Genomic DNA, 15,792 nt, shown 5'->3' with positions numbered 1-15,792 from the left:
TTCATCGGTGTCCTTGCCGGGTCAGTCGCGGCGCGGGGCGCGCGGCTGGGGGTCCTCGGTGTCCAGGCTGTCGAACAGCAGGGCGCGGGGGTTGTCGGAGAGTGTCCTGGCCACCGGCTGCAGGTCGCGCATCAGCCGCTCGAGGCGGCCCACGGCCGTGGTCAGTTCCTGGTAGGCGGTGGAGTCGGGCGACAGCCCCTGCAGGGTGACCTGCAGCTCCTGCAGGGTGGCATTGAGGTTGCCGGGCACCTCGCGGGTCGCCGGGTCCTCGAGCATTCCCTGCAGCGAGGCGGAGAGCGCGCGCACCTCGCTGAGCATCGCCTCGGAGGCGGCCAGGTTGCGGTCCAGCCCCGCCAGCAGCGGTTCGATCTCCAGGCCGTTGAGCTTGGCCAGCAGGTCGGTGACCTGGGCCTCGATCAGCGCGAAGCCCCCGGAGGTGGTGGGGAACACGGTCTTCTCGGCGAAGGTCTCGGCCACGTGCTGGTCGGCCAGGTCGCGCTGGAAGTTGAGGTCGACGAACAGCGCCCCGGTCAGCAGGTTGCCGCTCTTCAGCGAGGCGCGCAGGCCCAGCCCGAACAGCCGGTCGAAGCGCTCGCGCCACTCGTCGAGCTGGATCTCCTGGTTCTCGATGCCCAGCCGCTGGGGCTCGATGCGGACCAGCACCGGGATCGAGAAGCCCGAGCGGCCCTCGGGCTGGGGCGCGTTGAAGTTCCAGGGCACCGCCGCCACGGTGCCGACCCGCACCCCGCGAAACTCCACGGGGGCGCCTCGGGAGAGGCCGCGGACCGAGTCGTCCACCAGCAGCACGTACTCCAGGTAGCGGTTGAAGGTGCCCTGGCGGGCGCTGTCCTCATCGGGGTAGAGGTTGAAGGTGACGTCGGCCTCCACCTGACGGCCGAGCGGAAGGTCCTCGGGCACGCCGAAGGTGACGCCGCCGCCCAGCAGCGCCTCGAAGGATTCGACGTTGACCCGAAACCCTTCGGAGTCCAGCCGCAGGTCGATGCCGCTGGCCGACCAGAAGCGGGTGCTGTCGGTGACCAGCGTGTCGTAGGGCGCCTCGATGAACACGCGGTGCTGCATGCGGCGGGTCTGGGCGTCGAAGGTGGCGTCCTCGACGCGGCCCACGGTGTAGCCCTGGTAGGTGACCGGGTCGCCGACCCGCAGCGAATTGCCGAGCTGGCTGACCAGGTTGATGCGCAGCCCGGCGGCCCCGGCCGGCGCCACCGGGGGCTGGTCGCTGACCTCGAACTCCCGGGAGGCGGTGTCGCTGCTGCCCGGCTCCAGCTGGATGAAGGCCCCGGAGAGCACGGTGCCCAGCCCGCTGATCCCCTCGCGCCCGACCCGGGGCTTGACCACCCAGAAGCGGCTGTCCTCGACCAGCATGGCGTCGCTGTCGGGGCTCATCCGCGCGGTGATCACCGCCGTGGACAGGTCCTCCGAGAGGTTGACCCGCTCGACCCGGCCGACCTCCACGTTGCGGGTCTTGATCAGGGTACTGCCGGCCTCGATGCCCTCGGCGTTGCTCATCACCAGGGTGACCTGGGGGCCGCGGCTGCGGTAGTTGTCGTAGACCAGCCAGGCGCCGATCAGGATCGCCACGATGGGCACGATCCAGATCGGCGAGAAGCGTGCCTGGGGCGAGGCCTTGGCACGGTGCAGGTCGCGCTCGGTAGCGTCGTCGACGCGCGAGGCATCGCTCATCCGGGAGTTCCTTCTGGGTGACGGTCAGGGGGCTGGGTGCCGGCCGGGCGACGGGAGCGGCGGGGCAGCGGGTCATCCCAGATCAGCCGGGGGTCGAAGGTCATGGCGGCCAGCATGGTGATCACCACTACCGCGCCGAAGGCCAGGGCGGCGGGGCCGGGGGTGATCGACATCAGCGAGCCGGCGCGGATCAGTGCCACCAGGATTGCCACCACGAAGACGTCGATCATCGACCAGCGGCCGATGAACTCGGTGAGGCGATAGAGGCGGGTACGGGTCGCGGCGTTGAGCTCGCTGCTGCGGTTGACCACCAGGCAGAGCCAGGCCAGGGCGACCAGCTTGCCTACCGGCACGATCACGCTGGCGACGAAGATCACCGCGGCCACCGGCCAGGAGCCCATCTGGATCAGCTCCACCACGCCGCCGATGATGGTGGAGGGGGAGCTCTGGCCGAGGCTGGTGGTGGTCATGATCGGGTAGACGTTGGCCGGCACGTACATCACCGCGGCCGCGGCGAGCAGCGCCCAGGTGCGCTGCAGGCTGTGGGGCAGCCGCGGGCGCAGCCGTTCGCCGCAGCGCCGGCAGCGTCCGCGTCCCCCGGGGTCGAGCCGGTTGACCAGGCCGCAGGTGGCGCAGCCGGCCAGGCCCTGGGGCGCGGCGGTCTCACCGGTGCGAGTGCCCTCCGGGGCGCGCGGCTCGCCGGCCAGCGAGAACCACATCCAGTCGGCATCGATGGACTGGGTGGTGAGCAGCAGCAGGAAGGCGAAGACGCAGAAGGCCCAGAAGGAGGCGCCGAGCTCGATCTGGGCCATGCCCGCCACCTTGATCAGGCTCACCAGGGCACCGATGATGAAGACGTCGGCCATCATCCAGGGGTTGAGCTGGGCCAGCGAACGGGCGATGGTGCGGCTGGCCGGCAGCGGGTCATCCCGCAGCAGGCCGAGCTGCAGCCAGATCACCCCGAGCAGGTAGACCGCCGGCAGCACGATGATCGTCAGGATCACCGCGATGGCCACCACCGGCTGGTGGAAGCCGATCAGGGTGGTGGCGGTCTGGGAGAGCTCGATCCGGTTGCCGATGCCGCCCACGGTGAAGCTGACGAAGGGAAAGGAGAGCGCCATGGCCAGTGCCAGCAGCGCCGACAGCGCCAGCGCCATGCTGCGCTGGGCCGGACGGAAGTGGCGCTTGACCAGGCTATGGCCGCAGCGCGGGCAGTCGGCCTTCTCGCCGGCGCGCAGCGGGGGCAGGGCCACGACCCAGTCGCACTCCCGGCAGGCGCGCAGCCGCCGTCTCGCCCGCGCCTCCGGCGGGGTGCGGTCCACCCGTGGCGCCTCGGCGGGCAGCGAGGGCAGACGGTCGAGGAATCGAGAGGAACGCTGGGCCACTGTGAGGTCTACCACCTGGTTTCGGGACATCCACGGGACCGGGGAATAGGCGTATACTGCGCCGCGTCCTGCCGCCGGGCCCGTGTCGGAAAGTGTGACACGTTGACGGCAGGCACACCATAGTCAAACATTCACCCCTGAATGTTCACGAGGGAATCCCATGATGCTTCCTGCAGTGGCCGTCGTGGCGGGCCTGGTCCTGCTCGTCTGGAGCGCGGAGCGCTTCGTCGGCGGGGCGGCCTCCACCTCGGCCCGGCTCGGGCTCTCGCCGCTGCTGATCGGCATGCTGGTGATCGGCTTCGGTACCTCTGCACCGGAGCTGGTCGTCTCGGCGCTGGCGGCGGGGCAGGGCAATCCCGGCCTGGCGCTGGGCAATGCCTACGGCTCCAACGTCGCCAACATCGGCCTGATCCTGGGCCTGGTCGCGCTGATCTCCCCCCTGGCGGTGCACTCCGCCGTGGTGCGACGTGAGCTGCCGATCCTCGGCGGCGCGACCCTGCTCTCCGCCCTGCTGATGTGGGGCGGGGTGATCGGCAGGCTGGAGGGGGCCCTGCTGCTGGTCCTGCTAGCCGCCTTCATCGGTACCAGCATCCTGCGTGCCCGCCGGGAGGGCGCCGACGCCCTCGCCGTCGATACCCAGGAGAGCCTGGCGGAGCACCCGATGTCGCTGGCGGCCGGCCTGGCCTGGACCGGCATCGGCCTGGTGCTGCTGGTGGTCAGCTCGCGGATCCTGGTATGGGGCGCGGTGGCCATCGCCCAGGGGTTCGGCGTCAGCGACCTGATCATCGGCCTCACGGTGGTGGCGGTGGGCACCTCGCTGCCGGAGCTGGCCTCCTCGATCAGCGCCCTGCGACGGCGCGAGCATGACCTGGTGCTGGGCAACGTGGTGGGTTCGAACCTCTTCAATACCCTGGGGGTGGTGGGGCTCGCCGCGGTGATCCACCCCATCCAGGTCGGTGCCGAGGTGCTGCTGCGCGACTGGAGCCTGATGGCCGCCATGACCGTGCTGATGGCGGTCTTCGCCCTGGGCTGGCGCGGCCGCGAGGGGCGCATCAACCGCCTGGAGGGGGCGGTGCTGCTGGCCATGTACCTCGGCTATACCGCCTGGCTGGTTCACCTGGTGCTGCGCGGCGGTGCGGCCTGAGCGAGCGCCTGCGACATCGCGACACACGGACTCGGGTCAACTTTCCTCCCGAGGTCGAGTCCTTAATAGTAGGATAATGACAATGACAGAATAAGCTTAGTCCCAAAGGTTATCTAGGGCGCGTTTTCCGGGCGCCCTTCGATGCCGGGGCTGCTAGGCTGACCCTGTCACTGGTGTCCAGGTGGAATGCGTCACGGCGGGCCTTTCAGGGGCCTGCCGAAGGCACAACACGCACCGGAGCGTGCATCCGCATCCCTTGCGACGAAATCGAGTCCATCGCCGTCATGAGGCTTGCGTCATGGAACTGGATCCTCTCCTGCTGTCGCGATTGCAATTCGCCTTCGTGGTCTCCTTTCACGCCATCTTCCCGGTTTTCACCATCGGGCTGGCGTCCTATATCGCCGTGCTTCACGGCCTCTTCTACAAGACCGACAATCCCGCCTGGGACCGCCTCGCGATGTTCTGGACCAAGGTCTTTGCCGTGGTGTTCGGCATGGGCGTGGTGTCGGGCATCGTGATGTCGTTCCAGTTCGGCACCAACTGGAGCAACTTCTCCCAGGCCTCGGCCAACTTCCTCGGGCCCATGCTCAGCTACGAGGTGGTCACGGCCTTCTTTCTCGAGGCGGCCTTCCTCGGCGTCCTGCTCTTCGGGCGCGGCAAGGTGCCCCAGGGGGTCCACCTCTTTGCCGCTATCATGGTAGCCGTCGGTACCTTCATCTCCTCGTTCTGGATCCTCTCGGCCAACAGCTGGATGCAGACGCCGGCCGGGGTGGAACTGCGCGACGGCGCCTTCCACGTGGTGGCCTGGAGCGAGGCGATCTTCAACCCCTCCTTCTGGTACCGCTTTGCCCACATGGTGATGGCCTCCTTCATCACCGGGGGCTTCGTGGTGGCCGGCGTCAGCGCCTGGTACCTGCTGATCCGTCGTGACGTGGAGGCCAACCGCCGTGCGCTCTCCATGTGCCTGTGGCTGCTGCTGGTGCTGACCCCGACCCAGGCGGTGATCGGCGACTTCCATGGCCTGAACACCCTCGAGCATCAGCCCACCAAGGTGGCCGCGATGGAGGGCAACTGGGAGACCCGGGGCAACGTGCCGCTGCTGCTCTTCGCGCTGCCCGACCAGGAGGCCCAGGCCAACCGCTTCGAGATCGGCATTCCCAGCCTGGCCAGCCTGATCCTCACGCATGATCCGGCCGGCGAGGTGCCCGGCATCAGTGCGGTGCCCCCCGAGGAGCAGCCGCCGGTGTGGATCGTCTTCTGGTCCTTCCGGGTCATGGTCGGCATCGGCTTCCTGATGATCGCGGTGGCCGTGGCCGGGCTCTGGCTGCGCCGCGGCGGCCGGGTCTATGAGCATCGCGGCTTCCTCCAGACCCTGCGCCTGATGAGCGTGACCCCCTTCATCGCGGTGCTGGCCGGCTGGATCGTCACCGAAGTGGGGCGCGCGCCCTGGCTCGTCTACGGCATCATGACCCACGCCGAGGGGCTGACCCCGTCGCTGACCGGCGGCATGGCGCTGTTCACCCTGATCGGCTACGTCGCGGTCTATGCCGTGGTGTTCTGGGCCGGGGTCTACTACCTGACCCGGGTGGTCCGCCAGGGCATGCTGCCCGAGGAGGAGCGCGATACCGTCGACGGCGAGGTGCATCGTCCCAAGCGCCCGCTCTCCGCGGTACATGCCACCTTCGAGAACGATGCGGCCCCGACCTGGAGGAAATGAATCATGGAATTTCTCGATCTTTCACTGATCTGGGCCGTGATCATCGGCTTCGGCGTGATCATGTACGTGATCATGGACGGCTTCGACCTGGGGCTGGGGATCCTCTACCCCTTCGCCCCGGACGAAGAGTCCCGTGACGTGATGATGAACTCCGTGGCTCCGGTCTGGGACGGCAACGAGACCTGGCTGGTGCTGGGCGGTGCGGGCCTGCTGGGTGCCTTCCCACTGGTCTACTCGGTGTTCCTGCCGGCGCTCTACATCGGGGTCTTTCTGATGCTGGCCGGACTGATCTTCCGCGGCGTGGCCTTCGAGTTCCGCTTCAAGTCGCGGCGCAATCGCCACTGGTGGAACCGGGCCTTCTGCTGGGGCTCCGCCGTGGCGGCCTTCGCCCAGGGCGCCGTGGTGGGCGCCTACATCCAGGGCTTCGCCGTGGAGGACTTCGTCTACGTGGGGGGCGCCCTGGACTGGCTCACCCCCTTCACCGTGCTGACCGGCCTGGGGCTGATGACCGGCTATGCGCTGCTCGGCGCCACCTGGCTGATCCTCAAGTCCGAGGGGCACGTCCAGGCGTGGGCCTACCGCATCACCCCGGCGCTGCTGGCGGCGGTGCTGGCGGTGTTCGTGGCCATCAGCCTTTGGACGCCCTTCGTCAACCCGGCGGTCTGGTCGCGCTGGTTCGACCACATCCAGCTGATCTGGGTGCTGCCGGCCCTGGCACTGGCCTGTGCCGTCTGGCTGTGGAGCGCGGTGCGTCGGCGCAGCGAGGGCCAGCCTTTCATCGCCACCCTGGGCATGTTCATCTTTACCTACCTGGGCCTGGTGGCGAGCAAGTGGCCGGTGATCGTGCCGCCCGACTACACCATCTGGGATGCCGCCTCGGCGCCGGAGTCGCAGCTGTTCCTGTTGATCGGCGTGCTGTTCGTGATTCCCATCGTGCTGGCCTACACCGCCTGGACCTACTGGGTCTTCCGCGGCAAGGTCAAGGTGGGCGAGGGCTATCACTGAGCCCATGAGCCACGAGGAAAAGGGGGGCGCCGGCAGGGCGCCCCGTCGCTGGCTGGCGCACAGGGCCAGGGGGGAACGCCGCCGCCTGGGGCTGGCGGTGCTGGCCGGCGTTCTCGCCGGCATCGCGACCCTGGGGCAGCTGGCCCTGCTGGCCTGGGTGGTGAGCCGCCTGGTCGTCGATCGGGCGCCCCTCGCGGAGGCCATGCCGGCCCTGGCCGGCATGGCCCTGCTGCTGGTACTGCGCTCTCTGGCCCTGCACGCTCAGGAGACCCTCGGCCAGGCCGCCAGCCTGCGGCTCCGCCGGGCCGTGCGCGGCGAGCTGCTCGACCACCTGGCCCGGCTGGGACCGGTGAGGCTGGCGTCGCGGCACTCCGCTTCCCTGGCCAGCCAACTGGTGGAGCAGGTCGAGGCGCTGGACGGCTACTTCGCCCGCTTCCGGCCACAGCTCGTGCTGTCCGTTCTCAACCCCCTGGCGGTGCTGCTGCTGGTGCTGTGGCTGGACTGGCTGGCCGCGCTCTTCCTGCTGCTGGCCGCGCCGCTGATCCCGCTGTTCATGGCGCTGGTGGGCATGGGCGCAGAGCGGCTCAACCGCGACCAGTTTGCCGCCGTGGCCCGGCTCTCCGGGCACTTCATCGACCGCGTGCGCGGCATCACCACCCTGCAGCTGTTCGGCCGGACCGCCGCCGCCACCGGCGAGGTGCATGCCGCCGCCGACGACTATCGCCGGCGCAGCATGCGAACCCTGCGCGTGGCCTTCCTCTCCTCGGCGGTGCTCGAGTTCTTCTCCGCCGTGGCCATCGCCGTGGTGGCCATCTATGTGGGCTTCGGCCTGCTCGGCTACATCACCTACGGCCCCTCGCCCGAACTGACGCTGTTCAGCGGGCTGCTGGTGCTGCTGCTGGCGCCGGAGTTCTTCCAGCCGCTGCGCACCCTGTCGCAGCACTACCATGACCGGGCCGCCGCCCTGGGCGCCACCGAGGGCCTGCTGGGCCTGCTCGAGGAGACGCCGGACCCGGTGCGGGTCGAGGCGGCACCGGTGGCGGCTCCGGGAGCGCTGGTCGAGCTCAAGGCCGCCTGCGTCAGCCACCCGGGCCGCGGGCGAGTGCTGGGGCCGCTGAGCCTGCGCCTCGCCCCGGGCGAGGTTCTGGTGGTGACGGGGCCCTCCGGGGCCGGCAAGTCGACCCTGCTGCAGCTGCTGGCGGGGTTCGCCGGGCCGGGCGAGGGGGAACGCTGCGTGGCGGACGGACTGAGCTTTGCCTGGATGGACCAGCCCCCCCTGCTGGTGCAGGGCACCCTCGCCGACAACCTGCGCCTGGCCGCGCCCGAGGCGTGCCCCGAGCGGATGCGCCGGGCGCTGCTTCGAGCCGGCCTGGGCGAGCTGTTGCTGCAGCTGCCGGACGAGCTCGAGACCCCGCTGGGCGAGCGCGGCGTGGGGCTCTCCGGGGGCCAGGCTCAGCGCCTGGCCCTGGCCCGGGTCTTTCTCTCCCGGGCGCCGCTGGTGCTGCTCGACGAGCCCACCGCGAGCCTGGACGCCGAGAGTGAGGCCCGGGTGGTGGAGGCCCTGGCCGAGCTCGCCCGAGAGGGCCGCACCCTGGTGATCGCCACCCACCATCCGGCGCTGATGGCGCTGGCCACCCGGCACCTGGCGCTGGACGCCGGCCCAACCGAGGAGGGCAATGATGCGTGAGCGTCATGGCACGGCGTCCCTGATCGGCTCCCTGCGTCCCTGGCTGCACCTGCTGGACCGCCGCCGCGGTCGGCTGCAGGCCGGGGCCGCGCTGCTGGGGCTGACCCTGGCCTCGGCGATCGGCCTGCTGGCGCTCTCGGGGTGGTTCATCACCGCTACCGGGCTGACCGGCCTGCTGCTGGCCGCCGGCGTTGCCGCCTCCCTGGATGTCTATGTGCCGGGCGGGGGCATCCGCTTCTTTGCGGTGTCGCGGACCGTGTCACGCTATCTGGAGCGCCTCTACAACCACGACACCGTGCTGCGCCTGCTGGCGGACCTGCGCGCCCGGCTGTTCGGCGTGCTGGCGGAACTTGACGGCCACGCCCTGTCGCGACGCCGCGCCAGCGACTGGCTCAATCGGCTGACCGCGGACATCGATACCCTGGACAGCCTCTACCTGCGCCTGCTGGCCCCGGCGGGGGTGGGGTTGCTGGCGATCCTCGCCCTGACCGGCTTCCTGGCGATCTGGGCCCCGACGGTGGGTCTGGTCAGTGGTGCCTGGCTGCTGGCCGGCTGGTGCTGGCTCACCCTGGGCCAGGCTCGCCTGGGCATGGCGGCCAGCCGACGCCAGGTGGACGACCTGGAGGCGCTGCGGGCGCGGCTGGTCGAGCAACTGCAGGGCTTGGCCGAGCTGGAGGCCTATGGCAGCCTGGCGGCCCACCGTCGGCGGCTGGAAGAGGTGGAGACGCGACTCTACCGGGACCAGCGGCGCCTTGGCGTCCGGGTGGCCCTGGGCAACGCGCTGGCCGCGCTCTTCGTGGGCCTGGGCGCGCTGCTGGCGCTGTGGCTGGCCGCCCAGGCCTTCGAGGCGGGGCGGCTGTCGGGCCCGCTGATGGTGATGATGCCGCTGGCCATGCTGGCCATGAGCGAGGCGCTGGCCTCGCTGCCGGCCGCCTTCACCTGGCTGGGGGCGACCCGCGGGGCGGCGGAGCGGCTCAATGCCCTGGAGGCGCGGGCCAGGACGCCGGTGGCCGCGAAGGCGCCCGAGGCGGCGCCCCCGTCCCGCCAGCCGACGGCGCTGTCGGCGTCCCTCTCCTCGGTCAGCCTGCGCTACCCCGGTGCGCTCACCCCGGCGCTGGCGGAGGTCTCCTTTACCCTGGCGCCCGGCGAGCGGGTGGCGCTGTGCGGCGCCTCCGGGGCCGGCAAGTCCAGCGTGGCGGCCCTGCTGCTGCGCCAGCTGGTGCCGGAGAGCGGAGAGGTGCTGCTCGACGGGCAGCCGCTGTCGGCCTGGCCCGAGGCGGCCCTGCGCGAGCGGGTGGCGGCGCTGACCCAGCGGATCGACCTCTTCGACGACAGCCTGGCGGCCAACCTGCGCCTGGCCGCGCCCGAGGCCGACGACGAGGCGCTGTGGCAGGCGCTGGCCTGGGTCGAGCTCGAGGCGTGGGCCATGTCGCTCCCGTCAGGCCTCGCCACCCGGGTCGGCGAGGGCGGGCGGCGCCTCTCCGGTGGGCAGGCGCGACGGCTGGCCCTGGCGCGGCTGTGGCTGCGCGATCCCGGCCTGGTGCTGCTCGACGAGCCCTTCGCCGGCCTGGATGCCGGTACCGTGTCGCGGCTGGCGCTAAGGCTCGACGCCTGGCTGGCCGGGCGCAGCGTGATCTTCCTGGTGCACCAGCTCGACGGCGGCCCCTTCGACCCGCCCGGGGTGCAGCGCCGATTGACGCTGGTGGAGGGGCGCCTCGAGCGCTATACCTGTTAGCCTGATGCGCTGAAGGGTTCCTGGCGTGCGGGTGCTGATGCCCCCGCGCGCCGCGTCGAGACAGGGGAGGTGGCCATGAGCGTGTTCCGCGGGACAGGGCGGCGTGAGAGGGGGGCGGCGAGGGTCGCGGCGGCGTTGCTGCTGGGCGTGACCCTCGGCGCGGCGGGGCCGGCGGTCGCCGAGTCGCGGGTCGAGGCGGTGACGCTCTCCTCGGGCGGGCTGGCGGCCTACCAGCGGGCCGCGCCGCTCTCCGGCAGCGGGGTGGTCCACCTCGAGGTCCCCCTGGAGCAGGTGGACGATATCCTCAAGAGCCTGGTCGTGCGCGACCCGGCGGGACGGCTGGTGGGCATGCGCCTGGACGGCCTCTCGGCCGTGGAGGAGACCTTCCGCCGGCTGCCCTTCGGCCCCGGCGAGATGGGCTCGGTGCCGCGCCTGGCGGCCACCCTTCAGGGCGTGCCGGTGCGCGTCGCCTCGGCCGGGCGCAGCGTCGAGGGATTGCTGCTGGGCGTCGACGAGCTGCCGGCCGGCGACGGCCAGGAGGCGCAGCGTACCCTGTCGGTACTGGATGACGAGGGGGTGGTCATGACCCTGCGCCTCGACACCGACGCGCGCCTCGAGATCCTCGACGCCAGCCTGCGCGAGCGCCTGCGTCAGGCGGCACAAGTCAGCGGCCGCGGCCGTACCGACGAGGTGCGGCGCATCGCCATCGAGCTCGCCGGGGAGGGCGAGCGTGACGTGGGGCTCTACTACGTGGTGGCCGCGCCGGTCTGGAAGACCGCCTACCGGCTGCTGCTGGAAGAAGACGAGGCGCCCGCCCGCCTCCAGGCCTGGGCGGTGATCGAGAACGCCAGCGGCAGCGACTGGGAGCAGGTGGCCGTCACGCTCTCCAGCGGTGCGCCGGTGACCCTCACCCAGCGCCTGCTGGAACGCTACTGGCCGCAGCGCACCGAGGTGCCGGTCACCGCCGACAGCATCGCCCCGGTACGCCCCGACGAGGGCGCCATGGGGCTCCAGCGCTCCCTGGCCGAACGGGAGTCAGCGGCCCCCGCGGCACTGGCGGCCGATGCCACGGGTGGTTTCTCCGGCCCCCTTCGCCAGGCCACGGCAGCCCAGGGTGACACCGCCGCCACCTGGGCGCTGCCCGACCCCGTCGACCTCGAGGCCGGGCGCACCCTGTCGGTCCCTTATGTGGACGCCGAACTGCCGGCCGAGCGGCTCTCGCTGTTCAAGCCCGAGCGGGGCGAACGGCACCCGGTGGCCGCGGTGCGGCTGGAGAACGCCACCGACACCTGGCTGCCTCCCGGGCTCGTCACCGTCTATGCGGCGGAGGTGGGCCATGTGGGCGACGTCAGCCTGCCGGGCATTCCCGCCGGGGAGTCGCGGCTGGCGAGTTTCGCGGCGGATCGCCAGGTGCGCATCGACACCGAGTCGACGCCCGAGGAGCAGCTGGAGCGGGTGACCCTGGTCGACGGCACCCTGAGGGCCACCCGGCTGTCGCGGGTGACCACCCGCTACACCCTGCAGAGCGATGCGCGCCGCCCCCGTGAGGTGGTGATCGAGCACCCGGCGCGCGCCGGGTGGCGGTTCGAGGCCGAGTCGCTGGTCGAGTCCACGCCCACCCACCGGCGACTCAGGGTCAGCCTGGGGGCCGGGGAGAGCGCGACGCTGGAGGCGCGCGAGGAGCTGACCCGCAGCCAGACCGTGGCCCTGGCACAGGCCGACACCGAGCTGCTGCTGCAGTGGAGCGATGCCGCCGACCCGCAGGCCGCCGAGGCCATGGCGACCCTGATCGAACGCCGCCGAGGCGTCGCGGAGGTGGAGGCCGAGCTGAACGCGCTGGCGCGGGGCCTCGAGCGGGCGGCCGACCATCAGGCCCGGATCCGCGACAACCTCGCCGCCGTGGGGCTCGACAGCGAGCCCGGACAGCGCTACCTGGCCGACCTGGAAGAGCAGGAAGCACGCATCGCTCGCCTCGAGGCGCAGCGCGAGGAGGCCGAGGCGCGGCTGGCCGATCGGCGCGAGGCCCTGGCAGCCTTCATCCGTGGGTTGTAGGGGGAGGCTTTGCGCATTCGCCGATTCTCTATCAGGATGAGGTAAACCACCGGAGCGAGTTGAACCATGCGTGATTTCCTCAAGCGTCTGCCCAAGGCCGAGCTGCACCTGCATATCGAGGGGTCGCTGGAGCCCGAGCTGATGTTCGCGCTGGCCGAGCGCAACGGGGTCGCGCTGCCCTACGCCTCGGTCGAGGAGGTCCGTGCCGCCTACGATTTCCAGGACCTGCAGTCCTTCCTGGACCTCTACTACCAGGGCATGGGCGTGCTGCGCACCGCCGAGGACTTCCACGACCTGGCCATGGACTACTTCCGTCGCGCCCATGCCGAGGGCGTGGTGCATGTCGAGATGCACTTCGATCCCCAGGCCCACCTGGTGCGCGGCATCGAACTACCGGTGGTGATGGAAGGACTCAGCCTGGCGCGGCGCCATGCCGAGCGCGAGCTGGGGCTCTCCACGGCGCTGATCATGGCCTTCCTGCGCGATCGGGATGCCGCCGAGGCGATGGCCGTGCTGGAGCAGGCCGCCCCCTACTGGGAGATGCTCGACGCCGTGGGGCTGGACAGCGCAGAACGCGGCCACCCGCCTTCCAAGTTCGTCGAGGTGTTCGAGCGGGCCGCCCGGCTGGGGATCCCGCGGGTCGCCCACGCCGGGGAGGAGGGGCCGCCGGAGTACATCCGCGAGGCACTGGACCTGCTCGACGTCTGCCGCATCGACCACGGCGTGCGCTGCCTGGAGGACCCCGAGCTGGTGACACGGCTGCGTGACGAGGGCATGGTGCTGACCGTCTGCCCGCTTTCCAACGTGCGCCTCAGGGTGGTGGAGCGCCTCGCGGATCACCCCCTTCCGCAGCTGCTGGAGGCCGGGCTGCGCGTCACCCTCAATTCCGACGACCCGGCCTACTTCGGCGGCGGCCTGCTCACCAACTATCTCGCCTGCCACGAGGCCTTCGGCTGGTCCGAGGAGATCTTCATCCAACTGGCCGGCACGGCCATCGAGTCGGCCTTCGTCAGCGACCGGCGCCGCCTGGCACTGCGGCGCCAGCTGGCGGACAGCGTCTGACGCCGACAAGGCATTGACCCCGCAACGTAGAACTTGACCCCACAAGCAGAACCCCCGGCCGGGCCGGGGGTTCTGCTTGTGACTTGCCTTTCCGGCAGGGCCTCGGGTCACGGCAGGGCCGGCACCTCGAAGGCGGGCATCTCGCCGGTCAGGGTGTGCAGGAAGGCGGTGATGTCGGCGACGGTCTGCTCCTCGAAGTCGCGACCCAGCATCTCCCTGCCCATGATGGCGACGGATTCCTCGAGGGTCTCGGTGGCGCCGTTGTTCATGTAGGGATAGGTGACGGCCACGTTGCGCAGGGTCGGGGTGCGGAACTTGTACTTGTCCGCCTCGTCGCCGGTGACCTCGAAGCGGCCCACGTCGCTGGAGCCCGGCACCTGGATGCGGTGGAACTGGCTGTCGGTCAACGCCGGCCCGCGGTGGCAGGCGATGCAGCCGTTGTCCACGAAGGCCACCATGCCGTCCTTCTCCTGGTCAGTCAGGGCCTCCATGTCGCCGCGCAGGTAGCGGTCGAAGGGCGAGTTGGGAGTGTTCAGGGTGCGCTCGAAGCTGGCGATGGCCTTGGCCAGGTTGTCGGCGTTGATCGGGTCCTCGTCGTTCGGGTAGGCCTCGGCGAACATGTCGTGGTAGAGGTCGAACTCGGTGAGGCGCTCGAGCGCGGTGTCCAGGTCCATGGCCATCTCGACGTCGGCCTCGATCGGGCCCAGCGCCTGGCCCTCCAGGTCCGGCTCACGGCCGTCCCAGAACTGGGAGCCCAGGAAGCCGGAGTTCAGCACCGTGGGGGTGTTGCGCTCGCCGATCTGGCCGTCGTGGCCGGTGGCCCGCGGGATGCGGTCCGCCCAGCCCAGCGCCGGGTTATGGCAGGTGGCGCAGCTGATCACGCCGCTGGAGGAGATGCGCGGCTCGAAGAACAGGAACTTGCCGAGCTCCACCTTCTCCGGAGTCAGGGAGTTGTCGGCGGGGATCGGCGGGAAGTGGGGCAGCGGCTCGAAGCGGTCGCGATAGTCGCCGAGTCCATCGTCGGCCAGGGTCGGGGCGGCGATGGCAATGGCGGAGCCCATGGCGATGGCCGAGGCCAGCAGGCGTTTGGTGATCATGACAGTTCCCCTCGTTGCGTTGACTTCGGTCGGCGGTTTTCATAACGGCCGCTTAACCTTATGCCTGCAAGTTAGCGACAGGGGTTGATGCATATCAACCCAGCAAAACCGTCGGATAACGGGGTGACTTGAGCCACATCAATTTTTGACCTTTGTTGACGGTCGCGACTGGACGGCCCCGGTATCATCAGGGAAGCTGGAGCCCTCGCGATCCCTTGGCCTGAGACGATCGACATGTCACGTTACCGTTACCCCCCCATCCCCGAGTCCGAGGTGACGCCCCGGGAGCTCTTCGAGCAGCGCCGGCGCTTCCTGAAACGCGGCGCCGCGCTGGGCGCGGCGGCGGCCGCCCCGGGGCTGCTCTTCTCGCCCCCTGCCCGAGCCTGGCAGGCGACCCTGGCCGGGCAGCTCGAGGGCGAGCTGCAGAGCCGGTCGCTGGCCGGCGACGAGGCGCTCACCGACGTCAAGGACGCCACCACCTACAACAACTTCTACGAGTTCGGCACCCGCAAGAGCGACCCGGAGGTCTACGCCCACCGGCTGGTCACCGACCCCTGGTCGATGGCCATCGAGGGTGAGGTGGAGAAGGCCGGCACCTTCGCCCTGGAGGATATCCTCGCCGGCCAGGACCTCGAGGAGCGCATCTATCGCCTGCGCTGCGTGGAGGCCTGGTCCATGGTGATTCCCTGGATCGGCTTCCCCCTGGCCGAGCTGCTCAGGCGCCACGGGCCCACCTCCCGGGCCAAGTACGTGGTCTTCGAGTCGATTCTCGACCCGGACAACCTGCGCGGGCAGCGCCGCTCGATCATCGAGTGGCCCTACCGCGAGGCGCTGCGCATCGACGAGGCCATGCACCCGCTGACCCTGATGGCGGTGGGCATGTACGGCGAGAGGATGCCGAACCAGAACGGCGCGCCGATCCGCCTGGTGGTGCCCTGGAAGTACGGCTTCAAGAGCATCAAGTCGGTGGTCAGGATCCGCCTGGTCGAGGAGCCGCCCACCACCTCCTGGATCGACCAGAACCCCGAGGAGTACGGCTTCTACGCCAACGTGAATCCCGAGGTGGACCATCCGCGCTGGTCCCAGGCCCGCGAGCGGCGCATCGGCGAGAGCGGTCGGCGCGAGACGCTGATGTTCAACGGTTACGCCGACGAGGTGGCCGAGCTCTATGCCGGCATGGACCTGAACAAGCACTTCTGACTCCAGG

11 protein-coding genes are annotated in these 15,792 nt (G+C 70.5%); 8 read left to right on the top strand and 3 right to left on the bottom strand.

The genetic code is table 11. The features are described 5' to 3' along the window. Positions 1-21: 21 nt before the first annotated feature. Both pqiB and NFC98_RS10135 read right to left on the bottom strand, forming a co-directional pair. Positions 22-1,701, bottom strand: a complete 1,680-nt coding sequence (pqiB, locus tag NFC98_RS10140) for an intermembrane transport protein PqiB (RefSeq protein ID WP_254274877.1) — start codon at positions 1,699-1,701, stop codon at positions 22-24. Continuing rightward, positions 1,698-3,053, bottom strand: a complete 1,356-nt coding sequence (locus NFC98_RS10135) for a paraquat-inducible protein A (RefSeq protein ID WP_254277824.1) — start codon at positions 3,051-3,053, stop codon at positions 1,698-1,700. The genes pqiB and NFC98_RS10135 overlap by 4 nt, the downstream gene beginning before the upstream one ends. A 193-nt stretch (positions 3,054-3,246) precedes the next feature. On the opposite strand from NFC98_RS10135, the gene NFC98_RS10130 reads away from it, so the two are divergent. The 7 genes from NFC98_RS10130 (at position 3,247) to NFC98_RS10100 (ending at position 13,488) form a co-directional block, all read left to right on the top strand. Next, positions 3,247-4,230: a calcium/sodium antiporter gene (locus NFC98_RS10130; protein ID WP_254274876.1), complete on the top strand. Its 984-nt coding sequence runs from the start codon at positions 3,247-3,249 to the stop codon at positions 4,228-4,230. 298 nt (positions 4,231-4,528) lie between these two features. Next, positions 4,529-5,947: a cytochrome ubiquinol oxidase subunit I gene (locus NFC98_RS10125; protein WP_254274875.1), complete on the top strand. Its 1,419-nt coding sequence runs from the start codon at positions 4,529-4,531 to the stop codon at positions 5,945-5,947. A gap of 3 nt (positions 5,948-5,950) precedes the next feature. Then, positions 5,951-6,952: a cytochrome d ubiquinol oxidase subunit II gene (gene cydB / locus NFC98_RS10120; RefSeq protein ID WP_254274874.1), complete on the top strand. Its 1,002-nt coding sequence runs from the start codon at positions 5,951-5,953 to the stop codon at positions 6,950-6,952. A gap of 4 nt (positions 6,953-6,956) precedes the next feature. Further along, a complete protein-coding gene (cydD, locus tag NFC98_RS10115; RefSeq protein ID WP_254274873.1) occupies positions 6,957-8,639 on the top strand; it encodes a thiol reductant ABC exporter subunit CydD in 1,683 nt (560 codons plus the stop codon). Then, the gene (gene cydC / locus NFC98_RS10110) at positions 8,632-10,374 is read left to right on the top strand and encodes a thiol reductant ABC exporter subunit CydC (RefSeq protein ID WP_254274872.1); all 1,743 of its coding nucleotides are present in this window, start codon (positions 8,632-8,634) and stop codon (positions 10,372-10,374) included. The genes cydD and cydC overlap by 8 nt, the downstream gene beginning before the upstream one ends. A 75-nt stretch (positions 10,375-10,449) precedes the next feature. Continuing rightward, positions 10,450-12,426, top strand: coding sequence for a DUF4139 domain-containing protein (locus tag NFC98_RS10105; RefSeq protein WP_254274871.1), 1,977 nt, complete (start codon positions 10,450-10,452; stop codon positions 12,424-12,426). 66 nt (positions 12,427-12,492) lie between these two features. After that, positions 12,493-13,488: an adenosine deaminase gene (locus NFC98_RS10100; protein WP_254274870.1), complete on the top strand. Its 996-nt coding sequence runs from the start codon at positions 12,493-12,495 to the stop codon at positions 13,486-13,488. Positions 13,489-13,595: 107 nt separating this feature from the next. Here the strand turns inward: NFC98_RS10100 and NFC98_RS10095 are convergent, their stop codons facing one another. Continuing rightward, positions 13,596-14,585 (bottom strand): cytochrome-c peroxidase, encoded by a 990-nt coding sequence (locus tag NFC98_RS10095; RefSeq protein WP_254274869.1) that lies wholly within the window; start codon positions 14,583-14,585, stop codon positions 13,596-13,598. 234 nt (positions 14,586-14,819) lie between these two features. On the opposite strand from NFC98_RS10095, the gene msrP reads away from it, so the two are divergent. Then, positions 14,820-15,785 carry a protein-methionine-sulfoxide reductase catalytic subunit MsrP gene (msrP, locus tag NFC98_RS10090; protein ID WP_254274868.1) on the top strand — a complete coding sequence of 322 codons (966 nt, stop codon included), beginning with the start codon at positions 14,820-14,822 and terminating at the stop codon, positions 15,783-15,785. The last annotated feature ends 7 nt before the right edge of the window (positions 15,786-15,792 follow it).

It is taken from the genome of Halomonas sp. 3H, assembly GCF_024206005.1.
GTDB classification, from domain to species: Bacteria; Pseudomonadota; Gammaproteobacteria; order Pseudomonadales; family Halomonadaceae; genus Halomonas; species Halomonas campaniensis.
The sequence above is the reverse complement of the archived record's forward strand: the minus strand, read 5'-3'. Positions and strand labels throughout refer to the sequence as shown.